General features: G+C 63.7%; 21 protein-coding genes and 1 pseudogene. 9 read left to right on the top strand and 13 right to left on the bottom strand.

Features of this window, described 5'->3' with window-relative positions:
• Positions 1-2: 2 nt before the first annotated feature.
• On the bottom strand, positions 3-923 hold the full coding sequence (locus ACWAT3_RS16355) for a hypothetical protein (protein ID WP_460800107.1): 921 nt from the start codon (positions 921-923) through the stop codon (positions 3-5).
• A 13-nt stretch (positions 924-936) separates the two neighbouring features.
• On the bottom strand, positions 937-1254 hold the full coding sequence (locus tag ACWAT3_RS16350) for a hypothetical protein (protein WP_460800106.1): 318 nt from the start codon (positions 1252-1254) through the stop codon (positions 937-939).
• A gap of 158 nt (positions 1255-1412) precedes the next feature.
• Here ACWAT3_RS16350 and ACWAT3_RS16345 point away from each other — a divergent pair, with 158 nt between their 5' ends.
• Complete coding sequence (locus ACWAT3_RS16345) at positions 1413-1976, top strand: hypothetical protein (RefSeq protein ID WP_460800104.1); 564 nt, start codon at positions 1413-1415, stop codon at positions 1974-1976.
• 42 nt (positions 1977-2018) lie between these two features.
• On the opposite strand, the gene ACWAT3_RS16340 is transcribed toward ACWAT3_RS16345, so the two are convergent.
• On the bottom strand, positions 2019-2240 hold the full coding sequence (locus tag ACWAT3_RS16340; RefSeq protein WP_460800102.1) for a hypothetical protein: 222 nt from the start codon (positions 2238-2240) through the stop codon (positions 2019-2021).
• Positions 2241-2345: 105 nt separating this feature from the next.
• On the opposite strand from ACWAT3_RS16340, the gene ACWAT3_RS16335 reads away from it, so the two are divergent.
• The 3 genes from ACWAT3_RS16335 (at position 2346) to ACWAT3_RS16325 (ending at position 4457) form a co-directional block, all read left to right on the top strand.
• A complete protein-coding gene (locus tag ACWAT3_RS16335) occupies positions 2346-2660 on the top strand; it encodes a hypothetical protein (RefSeq protein ID WP_460800100.1) in 315 nt (104 codons plus the stop codon).
• A gap of 79 nt (positions 2661-2739) precedes the next feature.
• Positions 2740-3498, top strand: coding sequence for a lysostaphin resistance A-like protein (locus ACWAT3_RS16330; protein WP_460800098.1), 759 nt, complete (start codon positions 2740-2742; stop codon positions 3496-3498).
• A gap of 17 nt (positions 3499-3515) precedes the next feature.
• The gene (locus tag ACWAT3_RS16325) at positions 3516-4457 is read left to right on the top strand and encodes a lysostaphin resistance A-like protein (protein ID WP_460800097.1); all 942 of its coding nucleotides are present in this window, start codon (positions 3516-3518) and stop codon (positions 4455-4457) included.
• A gap of 22 nt (positions 4458-4479) precedes the next feature.
• Here the strand turns inward: ACWAT3_RS16325 and ACWAT3_RS16320 are convergent, their stop codons facing one another.
• On the bottom strand, positions 4480-5196 hold the full coding sequence (locus ACWAT3_RS16320) for a TIGR00266 family protein (RefSeq protein ID WP_460800095.1): 717 nt from the start codon (positions 5194-5196) through the stop codon (positions 4480-4482).
• A gap of 114 nt (positions 5197-5310) precedes the next feature.
• On the opposite strand from ACWAT3_RS16320, the gene ACWAT3_RS16315 reads away from it, so the two are divergent.
• Positions 5311-6045: a lysostaphin resistance A-like protein gene (locus tag ACWAT3_RS16315; protein ID WP_460800093.1), complete on the top strand. Its 735-nt coding sequence runs from the start codon at positions 5311-5313 to the stop codon at positions 6043-6045.
• A 177-nt stretch (positions 6046-6222) separates the two neighbouring features.
• Here ACWAT3_RS16315 and ACWAT3_RS16310 read toward each other — a convergent pair whose 3' ends face one another.
• Both ACWAT3_RS16310 and ACWAT3_RS16305 read right to left on the bottom strand, forming a co-directional pair.
• On the bottom strand, positions 6223-6600 hold the full coding sequence (locus ACWAT3_RS16310) for a hypothetical protein (RefSeq protein WP_460800091.1): 378 nt from the start codon (positions 6598-6600) through the stop codon (positions 6223-6225).
• Positions 6597-7547 (bottom strand): antitoxin VbhA family protein, encoded by a 951-nt coding sequence (locus ACWAT3_RS16305; RefSeq protein ID WP_460800090.1) that lies wholly within the window; start codon positions 7545-7547, stop codon positions 6597-6599. The genes ACWAT3_RS16310 and ACWAT3_RS16305 overlap by 4 nt, the downstream gene beginning before the upstream one ends.
• Positions 7548-7894: 347 nt before the next feature.
• On the opposite strand from ACWAT3_RS16305, the gene ACWAT3_RS16300 reads away from it, so the two are divergent.
• Positions 7895-8464 (top strand): hypothetical protein, encoded by a 570-nt coding sequence (locus tag ACWAT3_RS16300; RefSeq protein ID WP_460800088.1) that lies wholly within the window; start codon positions 7895-7897, stop codon positions 8462-8464.
• Between the two features lie 169 nt (positions 8465-8633).
• Here the strand turns inward: ACWAT3_RS16300 and ACWAT3_RS16295 are convergent, their stop codons facing one another.
• Together ACWAT3_RS16295 and ACWAT3_RS16290 are read right to left on the bottom strand one after the other, a co-directional pair.
• Positions 8634-9416 carry a tetratricopeptide repeat protein gene (locus tag ACWAT3_RS16295; RefSeq protein ID WP_460800154.1) on the bottom strand — a complete coding sequence of 261 codons (783 nt, stop codon included), beginning with the start codon at positions 9414-9416 and terminating at the stop codon, positions 8634-8636.
• Positions 9417-9491: 75 nt separating this feature from the next.
• Positions 9492-9647, bottom strand: a pseudogene (locus tag ACWAT3_RS16290) (DUF4236 domain-containing protein); the annotation flags it as partial.
• 87 nt (positions 9648-9734) lie between these two features.
• On the opposite strand from ACWAT3_RS16290, the gene ACWAT3_RS16285 reads away from it, so the two are divergent.
• On the top strand, positions 9735-10268 hold the full coding sequence (locus ACWAT3_RS16285; protein WP_460800086.1) for a hypothetical protein: 534 nt from the start codon (positions 9735-9737) through the stop codon (positions 10266-10268).
• Between the two features lie 55 nt (positions 10269-10323).
• Here ACWAT3_RS16285 and ACWAT3_RS16280 read toward each other — a convergent pair whose 3' ends face one another.
• From ACWAT3_RS16280 to ACWAT3_RS16265, 4 genes are all read right to left on the bottom strand, one after another.
• Positions 10324-11595 carry a hypothetical protein gene (locus tag ACWAT3_RS16280; protein ID WP_460800084.1) on the bottom strand — a complete coding sequence of 424 codons (1272 nt, stop codon included), beginning with the start codon at positions 11593-11595 and terminating at the stop codon, positions 10324-10326.
• 9 nt (positions 11596-11604) lie between these two features.
• The gene (locus ACWAT3_RS16275; RefSeq protein ID WP_460800082.1) at positions 11605-12543 is read right to left on the bottom strand and encodes an AbiTii domain-containing protein; all 939 of its coding nucleotides are present in this window, start codon (positions 12541-12543) and stop codon (positions 11605-11607) included.
• A gap of 64 nt (positions 12544-12607) precedes the next feature.
• Positions 12608-13600 (bottom strand): TIR domain-containing protein, encoded by a 993-nt coding sequence (locus ACWAT3_RS16270; protein ID WP_460800080.1) that lies wholly within the window; start codon positions 13598-13600, stop codon positions 12608-12610.
• A gap of 52 nt (positions 13601-13652) precedes the next feature.
• Entirely contained in the window at positions 13653-14405 is a 753-nt protein-coding gene (locus ACWAT3_RS16265) for a hypothetical protein (protein WP_460800079.1), read from the bottom strand.
• 61 nt (positions 14406-14466) lie between these two features.
• Here ACWAT3_RS16265 and ACWAT3_RS16260 point away from each other — a divergent pair, with 61 nt between their 5' ends.
• Together ACWAT3_RS16260 and ACWAT3_RS16255 are read left to right on the top strand one after the other, a co-directional pair.
• Positions 14467-15093, top strand: a complete 627-nt coding sequence (locus ACWAT3_RS16260) for a hypothetical protein (protein ID WP_460800077.1) — start codon at positions 14467-14469, stop codon at positions 15091-15093.
• 21 nt (positions 15094-15114) lie between these two features.
• Positions 15115-15318, top strand: coding sequence for a hypothetical protein (locus ACWAT3_RS16255; RefSeq protein ID WP_460800075.1), 204 nt, complete (start codon positions 15115-15117; stop codon positions 15316-15318).
• Between the two features lie 346 nt (positions 15319-15664).
• Here ACWAT3_RS16255 and ACWAT3_RS16250 read toward each other — a convergent pair whose 3' ends face one another.
• Positions 15665-16264, bottom strand: a complete 600-nt coding sequence (locus tag ACWAT3_RS16250; protein WP_460800074.1) for a hypothetical protein — start codon at positions 16262-16264, stop codon at positions 15665-15667.
• Between the last annotated feature and the right edge of the window lie 166 nt (positions 16265-16430).

Below are 16430 nucleotides of genomic sequence, written 5' to 3'. Positions count from 1 at the left end.
GCCTAGTCCCGTGGGTGCGTGAAGCCCGGCTTCGATGGTGGAAGCGGTGCCCGTGACGGAAGGAACTGCCGGATCCTGTCCAGCGCCGCGAGGTGCTCAAGGCCAGCGATACGGAGAAGGTCGCGCGGCGGTGTGCCGGCCTGCAGGTGGGCAAGGAGCCAGGTGGTTCGCATCCGCGCCGGCCGAACATCCAGCTTCGTCGTATGCCCCCGATGCAGGAAGTCGGTGACCTGTGCCGGCCGCACACCAGCGCGTCCGACACGGAACACCCACTGGTCGTCGCCGAGTTCTCCCATCGCTGCGCGGAGTCCGGGTTGCCACGCAGGGAGCACCGGGACGAGCCGTGGTCGCCCCGACCACACCAGAATGTGGATCTTATCTCCGCGCACGTCGATGTCCCCGGTGCGCACGGACAACAACTCCCGGGTCGCGAGGCCTGCTCCGAATCCCATCGCAAGGAGGACGGCAGCGTCACGACGGCGGACATTCGACCCCTGAGCGCTGGCCCAGCTTCGGAGGGCGGCGATCTCGGCTGCCGTGTATGGCGGGGTGGGACCGGACCGAGGGATAGGGAAGGGAAGCTCCGACGGTGGGGTCACGGCGTCGACGATGGCGAGGAGGACGGACCGATAGGTGGCGCGGCTTCCGCGGGTGAACGACTCCATTCCTCGGTGGACATACTCTTCGACCACTCGACGCCGGAACATCCGTGCGACGTCGAGTTCCAGGCCCTTGGTCTGCCACGCCCACAGCGCGAACGCCGTCGCGACCGGATACAGCGAGCGTGGCTCTCGACCGGTCCTGCGTGCGGTCTTGTTCACCGCGGCCGTCACTACCGGCTCGAGCGTCGTCCAGTACCGCGCCGCCTTCTTCGGCGCGAAGGTTCCGTTGCCTGCTTCGTGTCCGTCGCCGGGATGAGTCATCGTCAGGACGCTCCTACTGCGGCAGTGGAGTTCGTGACACCTGGTCAATGACCAACACCGTGGCGGAGGTGCGGCGAGTGAACAACACTCCAGGAACGTCTCGGTCGATGAGGAGAACCATCGGGGCGCCGACTCGGCAGGTCGCGACGGCGACCAGCGCGGCGGACTCCGGATCGAGCACCGCACGGACCCCTGCGCCCACCTCTACCGTGCGGGTGACCTGACGCTTGCTCATGTCGAGACGATAGGCGACACCGTCCTCCGTGGTCACGACGAAGATGCCGTCCATCTCGTCGAGCACCCGGCTCTGTGGCTCGTCGTCGATCTGCACGATGGCGCCTCCCTTCAGATGCCAGCAACCCTACGAAGCCGTCGACGGCGACTCCGCCGACTCAGCGACACTGCCGCGTGCACTCGGCGTGGTCTGACAGCAGGGGCACACCGCGCATAGGTGCATTGGGCGAGCCGTCTCGCCCATGAAAGGACCCTGTGCGCGCGTCGACCCCTGCAGAACTCCACGCTGAAGCCGAACGACTACAACGGGCCGAGGGGCCCATCGATCCCGTGGCCAACCGGTTCGCCGCGGTCGTTACCCTGGTCCTCGACGACCAGGTGGTAACTCAGCGTCGCGCCGCGAACTGGATCAGCTCACTCCACGCGTACGAAGATCACTGGCGAGACCTCGGCCGCGCGCCCCGCGAGAACACCCGGGCCAGGACGACCCTCACGGATGAGGAACGCCACCTCGGCGAGTGGGCTCGATACCAGCGCCGCTTCGAAGGCGGCCTCAACGCATACCAGCGTGCTCGGCTCGATGTCTCACCCGCGTTCGAGTGGGATCCCCTGGAGCGCGGGTGGTATCAACGGTTCCAGGAGTGCGAACGGTTTCTGGCTGTGCACGGCGCACTGCCTCGACTGCATGCGGCGAACCCGTCGGAGTTCGTCCTCGCGCGCTGGCTTGGCCGTCAGCTTTCACGGCTACAAGGTGGACGTCTCGAGAGTAACCGCGCCGAGGAACTGCACCGACTACTCAATCGCGCCCGCCGGTTCTAATGACGCGCTCGAGTAGTGGAACATATCCAGAAACACGCGTTGCTAGTCGTAACGCCGGTGCACATGCCAGCCGTCCTCGTCCTTGAAGACATCGAAAATCAGCGACACGCCGTCGTCGTCCGTGCCCTGGAAGCGCCATCCGTAGAGTCCGTGAATCTGATCCGGCGACGCGGACCAGATCGAGCGACGCAGGCGCGTGGGCGTGTCGGACACTCTCCAGCGCCGCCCAGCGAACAGCATGCGCGAGGGAATGTCGTCGACCATCCATAGGGTCGTGGGGAGGTGATCGGTCGCCGGTCGCATGATTCCAGAATAGAACATAGATTCGAATGTTGCTACCCTGGGTCGAGGGCGGAGAAGGGAGCCGGCATGGGCACGAGCAGGCGCTTGGCAGACCACTACGACATGCGCTCACAGCATCAGGCGATCCTCACGGCCGCCCGATCCGGACCGCTCCAGTCACTCACCGACCGCGAACTCGCCCTCCGAGAACAACCCATCACCATCTACCCGCAGCCCTACCGAATGGTGCGGGCGTGGGTGCGGTTCGGGCCGGAAGCGATCCGCGTGGATGCCAGGCTCGCCCGCTCCACACCGTCGGCCGCAGGTATCGAGTTCCGCGCCGGCGACACCATCTTCCGATGCTGGGTCTGGGGTAACGCCGTGTCAGCCGACGATGTCTAGCCGTGTTCAGTAGCGCGTAACTAGAACGCCGCCACCTCCCCCCGACCGCTGAGATGCTCGAGTCTGCCAATATGTCGGCATGACGGAAACTCTGAAGGTCCGCCCGCGGGTGTGGATCGGTCTCGCCATCTACTTCGGATACGTGGCTGTCGTGTTCCTGGTGCAGCAGCTCACCGGGATTCCCTACACGGCGCTCGGCGAGAGTGGGGGCAATCTGTTCCTGGGCGCCGGTCTCTCGCTGATCGTCGCCGCGGTTCTGCTGGCGATCACGACCACTCTCCTCGGGTGGTGGCGGCCTGCGCTGCGCGAGCACAAGCGCAGCGTCCGCTGGCCGATCATCGCGCCGATCCTCATGACGGTCGCACTCCTCATCAATCTCGCCTCGACCGATTGGACTTCGTACGACGGGGCGTTCTTCGCGGCATCCGTCGTGCTGATCCTCGTGGGCTTCACCGAGGAGCTCACCACCCGAGGCCTGCTCCTCACCGCACTGCGGGGCAGACTGAGCGAGGGGTGGGTGTGGTTCCTCACTTCCGCGCTGTTCGCCCTCATGCATCTCATCAATGCGGCCTCCGGTCAGGAACTCCTGCCGACGCTGCAGCAGGTCGGGGCGGCGTTCCTCGGCGGCACGATCTTCTACATCGTGCGTCGCGTCACCGGCACGCTGATCTGGGCGATGGTCCTGCACGGTCTCTGGGACTTCTCCACTTTCGCCGTCGCCCACGGGACGCCGGGGCCGTTCGCCGGTTTCGGGTTCATCGTCTATCTCGTCGCGGGAGTGATCGCTCTCGCCTCTGTCGCGTTCGTCATCCGCGGCGCCAACGAACGTACCCGCTAGACCGCAGAGGAGATCTCATGTCAGTTCGCGATACCCCGTTCATCCAGGATGCGCTGTCCGGCAAGCGGGTCACGCGCTGGTGGCTCTCGTACATCCTCGTCCTGGGTGTCTTCATCCTCGGCATCCCGGGGATCGTCGGGGCGGTCTTCCAGCAGACGTGGAAGACGGCGGCGGGCACGCCTGAGGCGCAGTTCCAAGAGGCGGTGACGTTCGGTGCGGGGCTTCTCGGGCTGTTTCTTTGGGTGTGGCTCTTCGAGCGCCGCTCGCTCGCGTCCTTGGGGTTCCGCCGTCCGGGGTGGGGGATCCTGACCCTGATCCTCGGCGTCTTGGTGGGCATCGTGCTCAATGCGATCCCCACCCTGTTCCTCTGGGGTGTCGGCGCCTACAAGGTCGCACCGGCACCGGAGAACGCGGCCAGCGGATTCTCCGCGCTCCCGACACTCCTTCTTCTGGTGGTCTTCGTCCTGATCCAGAGCGGCACGGAAGAGACCCTCACTCGCGGCTTCATGCTGCAAAGCAGTGGCGTCGCGCTCCCCGGCTGGCTCGCGGTGCTGATCCCCGCCGTCGTGTTCACGTTGTTCCACGGCGTCACGACGAAACCGTTCGCGTTCGCGAGCATCTTCCTCTTCGCGCTCCTGGTCACCTTCGTGGTGCTGCGCCAGGGCGGACTGTGGATCGCCATCGGCATCCACACGGGCTGGAACTATGCGATGGGCAACATCTTCGGGATCCCGGTGAGCGGGCTACCCCCGCACTCGGCGTCGGCGATGTTCCTCGCGCCGAGCGCGGGAGCGCCCGACTGGCTCACCGGTGGCGAGTTCGGCACCGAGGCGAGCCTTCCCGCGGACATCGTGCTCGGCCTTGCGGCGCTCGTGGCGTTCCTGATCTACCGCAAATGGAGCCGGAAACGCCTGACAGGGACCATCGACACCGTCGGCGGCGCCGACACGGCCCGCTGAACGGGACCGAAGCGGAGCGGCTCTAGGAGTTGCTGGACGAGTTCGAGGAGCGGTCGGGGAGGTACGGTTCGATTGCTGCGGCGAGCTTCGCCGGGGTCATCGACTGCAGCCAGATACGCCCGGGGCCGTGAATCTCTGCGAGGAATAGCGAGTCGCCGAAGAACTTGTTCTTGATGCCCTTCACCGAGGTGAACTGCAGGTCCATCTGCGACTCGAACATGGCGAGGTGGCCCGGGTGGATCAGCAGCGACTGGCCGGCGGCCAGGTCGTACTCGGTGATCTCGCCTGCCAGCTGCACCCACGCCGTGCCGTTGCCCGCCAGCTTCTGGAAGACGACTCCTGCGCCGCCGAAGATCCCCGCGCCGAGCTTCTTCTGCAGACCGACCGAGACCTCCACTCCGGTGGTGCTCGCCGAGTACGCGCCCTGTTGCACCATAAACGAGTCTGCCTGATCGATCTCGAGCTGCTTGATCGTACCCGGCAGCTGCGCGGCGAAGGCAACCAGGCCCCCCTGCGCCGGAGCGGTGTACTCCGTCAGGAAGAGCTGCGCCCCACCCAGCACACGCTTGAGTCCGCTCAGGAAACCTCCCTGACCGCCCGTGCCGTGCACGGTCGAGGTGTCGAGGGCGAACCCCGGTGACATCCACGCGACGTCACCGCCCTCGGCGACGATCTTCTCTCCCGCCTCCAGTGTCACCTCGAGGATCGGCATGGTCGTGCCCGCGATAGTCGACTTCATACGCCTCAAGATAGACGCGCGATATGCCGATACGCCACACTGATTCCGAACTCACGTCCCCATCGCCGCCCCGGAGGCCCCGTGAACGCCGAAACGTCCCCATCGAACCTCCGCATGGCCCCGCGCGTCTGGCTCGGCGTCGTCGCGTATCTGCTGTACCTGGCCGTGTTCTACGGTGTCTGGATCGTCAACGGCATCGACTACCCCCGCATCGGCGAGAGTGAAGACACGCTCTTGAAGTGGTACGTCCTGCCCCTCGCTGCGGGAACCGTCGTGATCGCGATCATCGTCAGCGTCTACGGCTGGTGGAGGCCCGCGCTGGTGGAGACCCGCAAGCGCCTTCCGGCGTGGGTGTGGATCCTCCCGGGCATCACTGCGCTGCTGGCCATCGGTAACCTTCTTCTCGGTGATATCTCTGGCAAGTCCGCCACCATGTGGATCTACCTGATTGTGGGGAGTCTCCTCGTCGGATTCAACGAAGAGCTCGTCACCCGAGGACAGCTCATTGTCGCTCTCCGCTCCCGCTTCGGCGAACTTGGTGTCTGGTTCTTCAGCACGCTCTTGTTCGCCGCGCTGCACCTGCCGAACACGCTGTTCGGTACCGGACTGTTCGGGCTCACGCAGGTGCTGTTCACCTTCCTCGCTGGAACGACCTTCTATCTTCTGCGGCGTGTGAGTGGGAGCCTCGTCCTCGCTATGCTTCTGCACGCGCTGTGGGACTTCTCCGCGTTCGCAACGACAACGGCGTTGGTCGGGTTCAGCCCCCTCATCGGTGTCGTAGCGGTCATCGTCGCCATCATCCTCCTCCGCAAAGAAAGCAAGACGACACACCGCCAGCCGGCGCTGTGAGATTGATACGGGCCGATTCTGGGACGTTTCGGTCGCAACGCAACGTCGACCGGACGCCGGTCCCCACGCGTGTTCGGCGAGCTGATCACAAGGAACCGAGTCGCATAGCCGACGCCTCCAAGGAGCGGCGAGCTCGACTAGGTCGCACCACGTGGTCACTCATCGCGGAAGGTCTCCTCAGGAACTCCACGACCACGCGTCGTGCCTCGCCTCCAGAAGAACTTCGTCGAGCCGACCGGCGAGTATCTTCTCGATGGCGGTGCGTTCACCGTCAGGGTAGGGCGCGTTCAACCACTGCGCCCAGGTCCAGCGGCCCTGAGTCCCGGTCTGGAGAACGCGAAGAACGTTAGTCAGCCCTTCGATGACCCTGCCGTCGCGTAGCTGGAACGCAGGGAAGAGGTAGACGTCGTCGTCTGTGAGCAGCATTAGAAGTCGGAGCGTGTGTCCGGCTTCTACAACCTCGGCCTCTGTCCATCGGAGGGTGCGGGCCATGCTCGCCGCGGTGTAGCAGGGGCCGATGATCCGAGCCCAGGGGTTCGGTTCATCTTCGGTCACTTCTCATCCTTGGGGTTTCGAGTGTGGCGCTGGCGGACGTCCTCGATGATCTCCTCGAGGCTGCGGAGTCCGTCGATGTAGTCCTGGGCATCACGAAGCGCTTGAGCGGAGGGCCTCAATCCGTCTAAGGCTCCCGAGTGCAGGGACTCGGCTACGCTCTTCATCCGCTGCTCCCGCGCTTTACGAGAACCGTCGTCGTCGGCAAGTCCGCGGAGGATGGCCAGGCTCGGCGTCGCCATCCTGAGGTTCGTCATGTCGAGGATTCCGAGGTTCCACTCGTGACCTTCGCGTCCGAGACTCGCCACGCGACGACCATCTGAAGTCTGTCCGCCCGCCCCGACATGCAGGTGCCCATGAGCGAGGAGCTCAGGACGCACAGCATCCCAGACCTCGCTGACCCGCGCGCGCGACGCCGCGGACGCCTCCAACGCCGCCTTCGGGAACCGATGCGGGTTCGTGCGGAGGATCTCACGGACAGGGCGGACAGGGGTGTTGGCGGGTGACTCGTGGGTGAGCAGCAGGTCGGCAGGGCCGCCGGCGATGGCCTCGGCGACACTCTGGTCACTGATTGCCTCCTGGGGCCACCAGGTCAGCCCTTCGATTCTCGACTCGCGGTCGACAGACGCGGCGCCACCCAGTGACAGCACGGAACGCCCACCGATGGTGAGGCGCGCAGGCCGCGGGAGCAGCCACACGAGCTTAGAGACCCGCACGGCTTCACCGGGGTACTTGTTCATGAGTGGGGTGATCTCACCCCACGGCTCATGATTCCCCCCGGTCACGTAGATGCCTGTGATGCCCGTCTCAGTGAGCGCCTCGTCGACCTCCTCCGGGGGCATCCACCAGTCGCCGAGCTGCAAGATGGTCGTCACGTCCGGCGCGAGGTGCGGGAGTGCCCTCGCCAGCATCCGGATCCAACCGACGTTGCCGTGAACGTCCCCCAACACTGCGACTCGCTGGTCTGGCAGCGTGATGTTGGCTGCGTGTTCTAGAGCGTCCACGGGTCTCCCATCGAGATGACGACGCGCTAGCGCGCACGTTGATGATCAGCGTCCCAGGTGGGTGAGTGCAGGCACAGAGCCGTCACGTGATCTGTCGTTGGGTCGGCGAAACGTGCGCGGCACCTAGGCGCCTGAATCGCTCGGTCGGTCGCGAAAGGGTTACGGCGGCGTGGCCCTCCCGTTCCCACGGCGGACGATTTCATGTGACCCCGTGTGCTAGATCGATTAATCGAGGCCGTGTTGCAACATTCTGAGAAGATCGGGTTGTGAAGCGACCACTTGGATCCTGGCTGGTGCTCTCCGGGCCGAACAAGGACGGATCGCGCCACATCGGCATCCGCGTTCTCCCAGATGCCGCACGCCAACTCGAGGACCGAGGCTACATCGTCGCGAACAGGATGTACGAGCGCTCCGTCGACCGGGGGGCGATCTCGAACGCACGCATCGGCGATGTCTTCGATGTGCGGTTCGATGGAGCCAAAGGCTGGTGGGTCTGGCGAGACGATGTCCGGCTTGGACGCCTAACTTGGTCGTTGAGCAACTTCGAAACCAGGGAGTGGCGCGAGGGAATGCCACGCATCGACGAGGGGACATTGCAGGTCATTCGCCTCGTCGTCGACGCGGCCGGGCTCGTGGTGAATGCTGGTGGGATCGTGCGACCGCTCGGCGACTCGATCCCGCCGGTCGAGAAAGCGGTGCCCGAAGCTCTGGAGTACGTGCCGACCCTGCGCGCTGTCGTTGGGATTGAAGGCGACGTTCGTGTCAATAAGGAGAACGTAGACGGTTCTCCGCGAGTGGGCGGCAACCCTGTCCCACTCCCGCCTTCACGCGAGAACATCTGGGATCGTTTGACTGGGCACTGACGACGGGGTGCTCATCGGCGCCGCGCACCGCGTAGTCGGGGCCGAATCTCGATGTCAGCGCGCGCACTGATGGTCGAGTGGCTGCTCCCGCATAGCGCGCGCGGTCGCGAACGTCTGCAGGGGTCTCGCCTTCGGCCTTGCCGGCAGATGGGTCGCCTTCTCTGGTTGACTACGGCGCGACCGATGCGAGCATCTTGTCGAGGTCGGGGTACGCCGCATCCTCCGCGAGTACGCGCTCGAAATCCTTTCGCGCCATCGCCTTCTTGCCCTCGAGAAGGTACGTCTGGCCTCGAGAGACCCAAGCGAGGTGGCGGAGTTCTGCGGGGCGCGACCGTACGCGGAGTGCTTCCTTGAGCGACTCGCGGGCGGCTTCGAAGTATCCCTGTTCGCGGAAGGCAGTGCCGCGTTGAATGAGGAGGAAGGTCGCAGCGACGTCGTCATTGGTGAGGCCGTTGGTCAAGTCGATGACATCGGACCATCGCTCGGCCTCGGCGTAGAGCTCAGCAAGGGACACGGCGGCGACCGTCGTGGGTTCGAGCGCTTCGACGACCGCGGTGGCGCGGGGATGGTTGCTGGCGGCTTGCTCGAGTTCGGCGACCATCAGACCAAGGGCCTGGCGGTCCCATGTCATGACCGCGGTGATGCCGGTGGCGACCGGAATGTTGATCTCTGATGCCTCCAGGTACTTCGTGATGAAGGGATCCGCAGCGGGGTCGTAGCCGGAATCGAACAGCCAACCGAGAAGCACACGGGCGCGTTCGCTGTCGCGGCTCGGGCCGGCCACACGGAGGACTTCGACCATCGCGGCGGTCGGCGCGACCGAAGGGGTCTGCTGGCCGATGGCGTGGATGGCTGCGGCGTCCGGTTGCCCATCGATCTGCTTGAACAGTTGCTTCTCCCACGCAGGGGCGGTGAGGCCAGGCTTGACCTTCTTTGGACGCGCCGCATGCACCGGCTGAGCTGTCTGCTGGGGGCGCGGAGCTGGGCGTCGGTTGCCCGTCGAGGTTGAGCTTGTGTGAGAGATTCCGGTGCCCGGGATGCCGACTGTTCGTGTCGTGCGGCCGTTCGTGTTGACGCTGACGCGCGCGCCGCGAACACCGGCCGATAGGCCGATGTTCTTACTGGAGACGTTGAGTCGCACGCCTGGCGCGATCTTGATGGACTTGCGGACCTTGAACCCCATGAATGTTGCCTCCTGTAGCCAGTTGAAAGCAGTCTATGGAGATGCAGCGAGTGCGATGAAGGTCATGCGCTGAGCCAGAATCGATAGATGAGCCTCAACGAGCCGTACGAGCATTATTCGTCGACCATGCGCGACGGCGTGAACGTCGACGCGTACGGGGTGCCTCTCGATCTGTTTGGGGAGAGCGTCCCCGAGGAGTTCTTCGCGATCCTCGGTCGGCTGGTAGCTACTAACGGACAGATCGAGTATCTATACGACCGCCTCAATCACCTGCCGGAGCACGAGCGAGTGGGCATTCGAAAGGTCGAGCAGTTCTTCGGACGATTCGTCGCGGGCCGTGACGAGCGCAACGCCGTTATCCACTCTCGGTGGGTGTTCGGGGCACATGAGGATCCGGAGGTCATCGTTGGAATCCGCTACAAGATCAACAAGAAGTCATCGGGTCTAGTCGCGGTGTTGTCCATCGCGGACGTTGAGGATAGCGAACGTGAGCATGTACTGGTCGAGCACACCGTCGAGTCTCTTCGACGGTTGCTTCGTCGAGACCTAATCACCGCGAACATCGGTGCGCAAGCATTGGTAGAGACGATGCTCAACGGCGCATCCCGGGAGAGTACCTGAGCGCCTGGTCGCCGAAGGGGCTCGATAATTTGCTGTTCCGCTTAGACCACGGGCATCAGATCGGGTAGTCCTTCATTCCGGACATAGGGTCCGTCCATCCGCGGTTTGCTGGATGGCTCGCCAGCCATTGGCGGATGTTTATCAGCACTTCGTCGACGTCGTGCATGAGCTGCTTCTGCTTGTGCACGAAGGTCCGGTCAGTGATGTTGGTTCGCAGAGCGTGTGCGGGCTTCTGGCGTGCCTTCCGAACCTCTTTCAGCGGCGCAAGCGCCCACTTCGCCTGGTCGGCTCCGACGTGGTTATCCGTCATGAACAGCTCGAGTCGCGCCAGCGTGCCCAGATGTTGACCTGAAGTGTTCTTCTTCACTACGCCAGCCTCGTCGAGCGCAGAGGCATCGATATTGTCCGACAAGAGCTTGTCGAGTGAGTGGATGAAGTGATCCCACTCGCGCTGGTCGGCGCGGAGGATCCAGCCGAAGTCGTCCGGAGCTTCGTGGGTCCTGAATAGTCGTGTTCCCCATACGTGCTCGAACAGGTCGCCGATGTTCTGCAGCTCTTGCGTGAACCGTTGGAAGGGGCCGATGCCGTCGGGCCAGTTGCCCATCTGTGATGCGAACCAGACTGGATGTGGTTCGACACCTTGGGCGTCAACCTGGTAGCTCGCCCATCGTTGCTGGTGTTCAGGGGTGAGATCGTCCAAGTCGCCGTAGAACGCCGCGACGCGACGCAGTATCACAGCCTCGGGATCCTTCGCGTCGTACTTGCCTAAGTCGTACGCGAACCCGAGATGGATCAGCGAGACGCTGTCCTTGCCCGGATGGTCGTCCTGCTCGTGCGCTTCATCGGTCAACCAGAAGTTGATGCCGAAGTCGCTCATGCGGAATTCGAATCGGGCGTCATTACGGTAGCTCTCGAGCACGTCGGGGCTGAAGAACGCGGCTTCTAGCGTCGAACGGCCACGCGCCATCGCTCGGGAGAAGGGCGCGTCATCATACTTCGCGGGCAGCTTGACGTTCTTCATCGCCTTCGCCAGGGGATACAGCGCCACGCCATAGTCGTCCTTCGACAGGTCGCGCAGTTCCTCGATCTGCATCTCGGGTGTCCTGCGGGAGGGCCAAGGGCGGATATGGATGTTCATGTAGTCGGCAGGGCCCACAACTTGTACGAGGCCGGCTTCGACCAGATCGACTGCGGCCTGGACCTCGTCCGTCGACCCGCGGTTGGCGCGGATGTGCAGGCCGTTGAAGTCGCGTGACTTCAGGTACTGCCGCTTCACGGCTTTCAGCAGGTCCCGCGCGGACGGGCTCAGATCAGACTTCTTCGCCATATCGAGGCCTCAGCCGAACGCCCCGGACATGACCATAGTCGTCAGTCCCTCGACCGCACCGGCGACGGCCGCACTCAGACCTGCGCCCCCGATTCGCGCGGCGACTTCTTTGAGGCTTCCGACTTTCCCCACGACTTCTGTCGTCGACGGTGCGGTTACACGCAACGCGTTCTGGAGATCATCCAGCACCCCCAGGATCTCCGCTCTGGCGGTTTCGTCCTCGACCTCCCGAGTCGACTCTCGAACAGCATCGAGCAACCGGATCGCGTCATCGACGCTGAGCCCCTCTGTCTTCGCCACCGCGTTGTTGCCGACAGCCGTGGGGCCGCTGGTGTTTTGGATGGTGGTGTTGTACTGCACGCCGATATGCGTGCCGACCGCTGCGTCCACAGCTTCCTTCCGGGGCAGCTGTTCGAGAGGAGTGGTGGACGTTAGGTCCGCGATGAGATCCACGAGCTGTGTTCGAATTTGTCCGACGACACCCGCGAACATCGATCCGGAGGCGATAAACCTAAGGTTCATGACTTCTTGGTATGGCCCCAACTCCTCGTTCCACAATTGCTGGGCATAGGTGAGACGGCCGTTGGCGAACGACAGCGACTGCTGGGTCGCAACTTGTTCCAGTTCCTCGACGGGCTGATACAGCGGGAACTCGTCTCCGAGAAACTCGCGTGCCTTCGTCGGCAGTTGGAGGACGCTGTAGGTCATGTTCGTCGCCCAAGAGTTTCCACTCACTGTGTCCGCGGCGAGTGGGGGCAGGGGGAGCTTCCTGTAGCTCGGGAGCTCATCGTCAGTGCCGTAGCCGTTGAGTTCCTTGCGGGCCCACTGTCGGAGGGAGTTCGATCCCGTCTCGGCACCGAGCATCAGGCACTTGCGAAGAAGTCCTGCCAGGGGTTCGCCCTCATCCAGCATGTGATCGCGCAGCGAAGACAGCAAGCTGTCCGTCATAGTGGGTCCCCTCGTCCTCAGTCGCTCTCAGCGTACTGAGCGCTACAGATATCCCGAGTCTTTCTCAGCGGACTTCGAACTGACCAGAAGATGCATCCATTAGGTCATAGTCGCCACGGCGTACAGCAGCACCGGCCGACTCCAGACGGTTCTTCAGATCCTTTCGGCTGTCCCATCGGCCATCGAGCTTCACCCAGTTGAAGCCTGCGATATCGGAGATATCACGAGTGGGGGCGCTCTTCACGAAGATGGTTCGCCGCCGCTCCGTTGCGAACGCCATGCCTGCTTCGAGGAGCACGTTTTGGCGTGCTTGGCCCTGAACGTGGCGGTCGGGGTCGTCATCGCTGGCGAACTCAGGCTTCACTCGTGCCTCATCGTCAGGCGAAAAGATGACGATGACGGCTGCGGCCCCATCCATTCCCGCCTTGACCACGTCGTACGTGTGGGGCTGTGATTCACCGGTCAGTCTCACCGCTTCGGACCACGGCATCATGTGCAGGCCGAGATAGAGCAGGTACTGCTTGATGACGTCCACGGGGCGCAAGTCACGGCCATGCACGACGAAGACTTTGGTGGCGTCTCTGATGAGGTTGGCGGATGGGGGTGCGGATGCTGAGGTGGCGGCGAACGGCTGCGATGATAGCGAGCCATCCCACGGATCACTCGTTACGGTCGGCGGCGCAGGAACGGGGCGTACGATGCGCTCCATCGATGACGAATCTCGCCCGTCAGGCAACACGAATCCCTCGTCGGTGAGAGTGACGCCGCGCGCGTCCAGCACGCTCGTCTTTAGGCGCTGATAGGTGCCGCGAGGAGAGTCAGTGTCTGCGTAGGCGTTCTCCACAAACAAGTAGTTCAATAGGTCGATGAATAGTGCGTCCGCGTCGGGCTGATTGAGAATGTGGCGAACGACAGCCGATGCGCGCTCCTGCTTGTTCCCTTCCGTCACCAAGTTCAGCGTCAACTCGAACGAGGTGATTCCGGAATGCGTAGTGCCATCGGCGAGAGCAGCAGCGAGATGGCGTGCATCCCCACGCTTGAACGTATCGGTGGTCACACCTCGATATTAGGTGAGTGTCAGTGAGTCGCTCGCGCTGCCGCGCGCTGAATTAGATCGTGTTCCAAGCGGTGAACAGGATCGGTTCCACCGCCTTCTGTGGCAGTCCAGCCTCCTTCAAAAGCTCGGTGGCCAGCGTTCCGACGAGGAGTGTCACCATGTGGTGCGTGTCGAGGTCGCCATGCTGCGAGGGCGGCACGTCCCGCCCGATCCTGTCATCGTCCGTCCTCGGAGCGTACGCGACCGCCAGGTGGCCGGTCGCGTGGGTGTACTGAGTCTCCTCGCGCCAGGCCGAAAACAAACCGAGCGTGACGGGTGCCGCCTTCGCGGCGTCCGTCACCGCCTTCACCTGCTGCCGCAGGTCTCTGTCCTCCAAGATCTCCGCAACGACCTCATCCATGGCGCTGAGGTCAACGTCGTGCTCGTAGCCCATCTCCTTCAGAGTGTCGTAGAACCCGGTCGTGAGGTTCTTCTCTCTGACGACAAATCCTTCGAGAACCGGACCTCGTTGTTCCACGTCCAGTGTTCGAAGCCAGAGCAGCCGGAACGCAATTTCGACGAATGCGCGACGGTTCGGGGCGGCCGCATGCGCCAGGCCCTGAGCTGTGAGCGTAGCGATGACCTTCGACTGTTCGTAGGCCGCGCGCATCCAGCCGATGATGAACTGCGAGTCGTAAGCCGCCGGGATATACGACAGGTCCAGAGCCAGCATCCGGTCAGCCGTCGCCACGATGCGCCGTGCCTGTTCCTGCACCGGACTCAGCGCCGCGGCCCGTCGCTCTGCCTTCGCTCGTCGCCCACTCATACATCAACGCTACATGTGGGGATTTTCCCGGGACGCATTGCTCATCTGCCACGATGTGAGCATGCGGGCGCATCTGAACTGGTTAGTGGTGGGGGCTGTCGCTGGCACCGTCCTCGGTCTCGTCATCGGATGGTCGATGGGCGCGTGGACAACGTGTGGCAACTCCTGCAGCTTCGACGTTGCGCTCTTCGAGGCAATCGGTACGTGGGTTGGCGGTGTTGGCGTAGCAGCGGTCGCCGGTGGGTACGTCGGGTTTCGTGCGCGCCGCGACCGGCAGGCTGCGCTGATCGCGGCTGAGAACGAGGCGCTAGCACTGGCAAGGGACTGCGCGATTCGGCTCACTCCGCTCGGGGACGAACACAACGGCTATCATCGGGTGAATATCGAGTTCGAGAACAAGCTAGCCGAGCGGGTCTACGCAGTCGGCCTTCGAACGATAGAGAATGAGGAGTTGCGCTCCGACGCACAAGTGGGAGCTGGGCGCACCTGGGGCACCGCTGCCCTGCTCCCCACCCTGGGGTTAGAGGAGCACTACGCGACCGAGCTGGAGGCCCGTCAGGCGTTGCGGCGTCGCGGAAAGAGTCGGGTCATCTTCACCTGCACGATTCGCGGCTTCGTGTTCGAACGGGTCGGCAACATCGTCAGCGTCGTCCTCAGACCCGACCGCCCACACAAACCAGGCGAATAGAAGTCTCAGAGCACCCCTGAGGTGAGCAGCGTGCACGGCCTCGAGACCGATGCCATGGTGCTGGCGTTCTTCGGGGAGCAGGTGACCGAGCTTCGGCGCCTAGTGATGCATGCCGGCGAGGGTTTCATGCTCGACGACTGTGGCTCGCGGTCGGACTGCACGCTGACCTTCCGACGTCTCATTCAGCGCGCGGGCAGAGAGGCAAGGGCAGTGACGCGTGACTAGCCGGCCTGTCCGCGCGACAGGAAAATCATCCTTCTGCTACAGGAAAGCACTCTAGACAGCGCGATGTCTCGCGCACCACAACAGGTTCTGCCAACAGCCCACCATTTGGGCTGTTGGCAAAACTATTTGCAGAACAGCTAGAGAAAAGGGAAGGTCACCTGCTTCGAGCGGGTGACCTTTCCTTTTTCGTGTCTGAGGATCCAGATTCTGATTCGCGTATGCCCCGTTGAGCGATTCTGGCCGTGGAAACGCGAACGCGCCCGGTTTTCGGGCGTTCGATTGTTCTGGTGTAGCGGGGAGCGTGCCGGGTGTGTCGCCGGCGGGCGTCGTCAGTGAGCGGGGCCGCTCAGGTGCGCATTGGTGTCAGCGCGAGCTGGTTTCGTTGATCGGGCGGCGTGGTCGTTGATGATGATGTCCGACCGCTTCGGGGGATGCTGAGGTCGCCGTTGCCTGTGGTCTTCGTGTATCGGTTGGCCCAGACTCGGTCTCGTCGGCGGATGGTGTGCACTCGTGGGGTCGTGCGTGCTCGCTCGATCTCCTGGTCGCTGAGGAACGCGGCGATCTTGCGTAGGTTGTGGGTGACGATGAGGAGTGTGACGAGGATCTGTGCGGCGGCGATGCCGCGGACGCGACGTCGCCCAGCAGTGGCGATGTCCTCGTCGCCGGACGCCTTGAGCTGCTGGTTCTCGGACTCGACGGTGTTGCGGGCGTGGTCGTGGAAGGTTTCCCATTCCTCGGTGCCGTAGTCGAAGGCCTGCTGTGGGGCTTGCATCTCGGTGAGGTCGAATGCGGCGGAGTGCTTCTTGCAGATGGTGTCGAGGAACTCTTCTTCAAGAGTTTCGGGCTCGACCTCGGGGCGTGCCTTCCTGGCTGCGCCGAGCATCATCTCGCGAAGGGGGCAGGTGACGGTCGGGCTGGGGCCGAGGGCGGGGTAGCGCAGCATCACCTTTCCATCCGCGACCTTCGACTTCTCTTTGATTCGCCCTGAGTTTCGTTCCTATCGGGCGGTTTGGGAGACGGGTGTTCCCAAGGGTCTGTCGAGGCCAGCGTAGTAGTCGGCTTCGACCTCGGCGGGGGTGCGCATGTCGAGTTCTCCGTGGAGGCGCTGGTTG

It is taken from the genome of Microbacterium sp. GXF0217 (assembly GCF_054798195.1).
This window is presented reverse-complemented; position numbering and strand designations above follow the sequence as displayed.

Excerpts from the sequence above, each read along its gene's own strand:
- ACWAT3_RS16320 (WP_460800095.1), bottom strand. The coding sequence starts at position 5,196 with ATGAAGTCGACTATCGCGGGCACGACCATGCCGATCCTCGAGGTGACA.
- ACWAT3_RS16325 (WP_460800097.1), top strand. The coding sequence starts at position 3,516 with ATGTCAGTTCGCGATACCCCGTTCATCCAGGATGCGCTGTCCGGCAAG.
- ACWAT3_RS16285 (WP_460800086.1), top strand. The coding sequence starts at position 9,735 with ATGAGCCTCAACGAGCCGTACGAGCATTATTCGTCGACCATGCGCGAC.
- ACWAT3_RS16340 (WP_460800102.1), bottom strand. The coding sequence starts at position 2,240 with ATGGTCGACGACATTCCCTCGCGCATGCTGTTCGCTGGGCGGCGCTGG.
- ACWAT3_RS16355 (WP_460800107.1), bottom strand. The coding sequence starts at position 923 with ATGACTCATCCCGGCGACGGACACGAAGCAGGCAACGGAACCTTCGCG.
- ACWAT3_RS16275 (WP_460800082.1), bottom strand. The coding sequence starts at position 12,543 with ATGACGGACAGCTTGCTGTCTTCGCTGCGCGATCACATGCTGGATGAG.
- ACWAT3_RS16260 (WP_460800077.1), top strand. The coding sequence starts at position 14,467 with ATGCGGGCGCATCTGAACTGGTTAGTGGTGGGGGCTGTCGCTGGCACC.
- ACWAT3_RS16280 (WP_460800084.1), bottom strand. The coding sequence starts at position 11,595 with ATGGCGAAGAAGTCTGATCTGAGCCCGTCCGCGCGGGACCTGCTGAAA.
- ACWAT3_RS16335 (WP_460800100.1), top strand. The coding sequence starts at position 2,346 with ATGGGCACGAGCAGGCGCTTGGCAGACCACTACGACATGCGCTCACAG.
- ACWAT3_RS16315 (WP_460800093.1), top strand. The coding sequence starts at position 5,311 with ATGGCCCCGCGCGTCTGGCTCGGCGTCGTCGCGTATCTGCTGTACCTG.
- ACWAT3_RS16330 (WP_460800098.1), top strand. The coding sequence starts at position 2,740 with ATGACGGAAACTCTGAAGGTCCGCCCGCGGGTGTGGATCGGTCTCGCC.
- ACWAT3_RS16265 (WP_460800079.1), bottom strand. The coding sequence starts at position 14,405 with ATGAGTGGGCGACGAGCGAAGGCAGAGCGACGGGCCGCGGCGCTGAGT.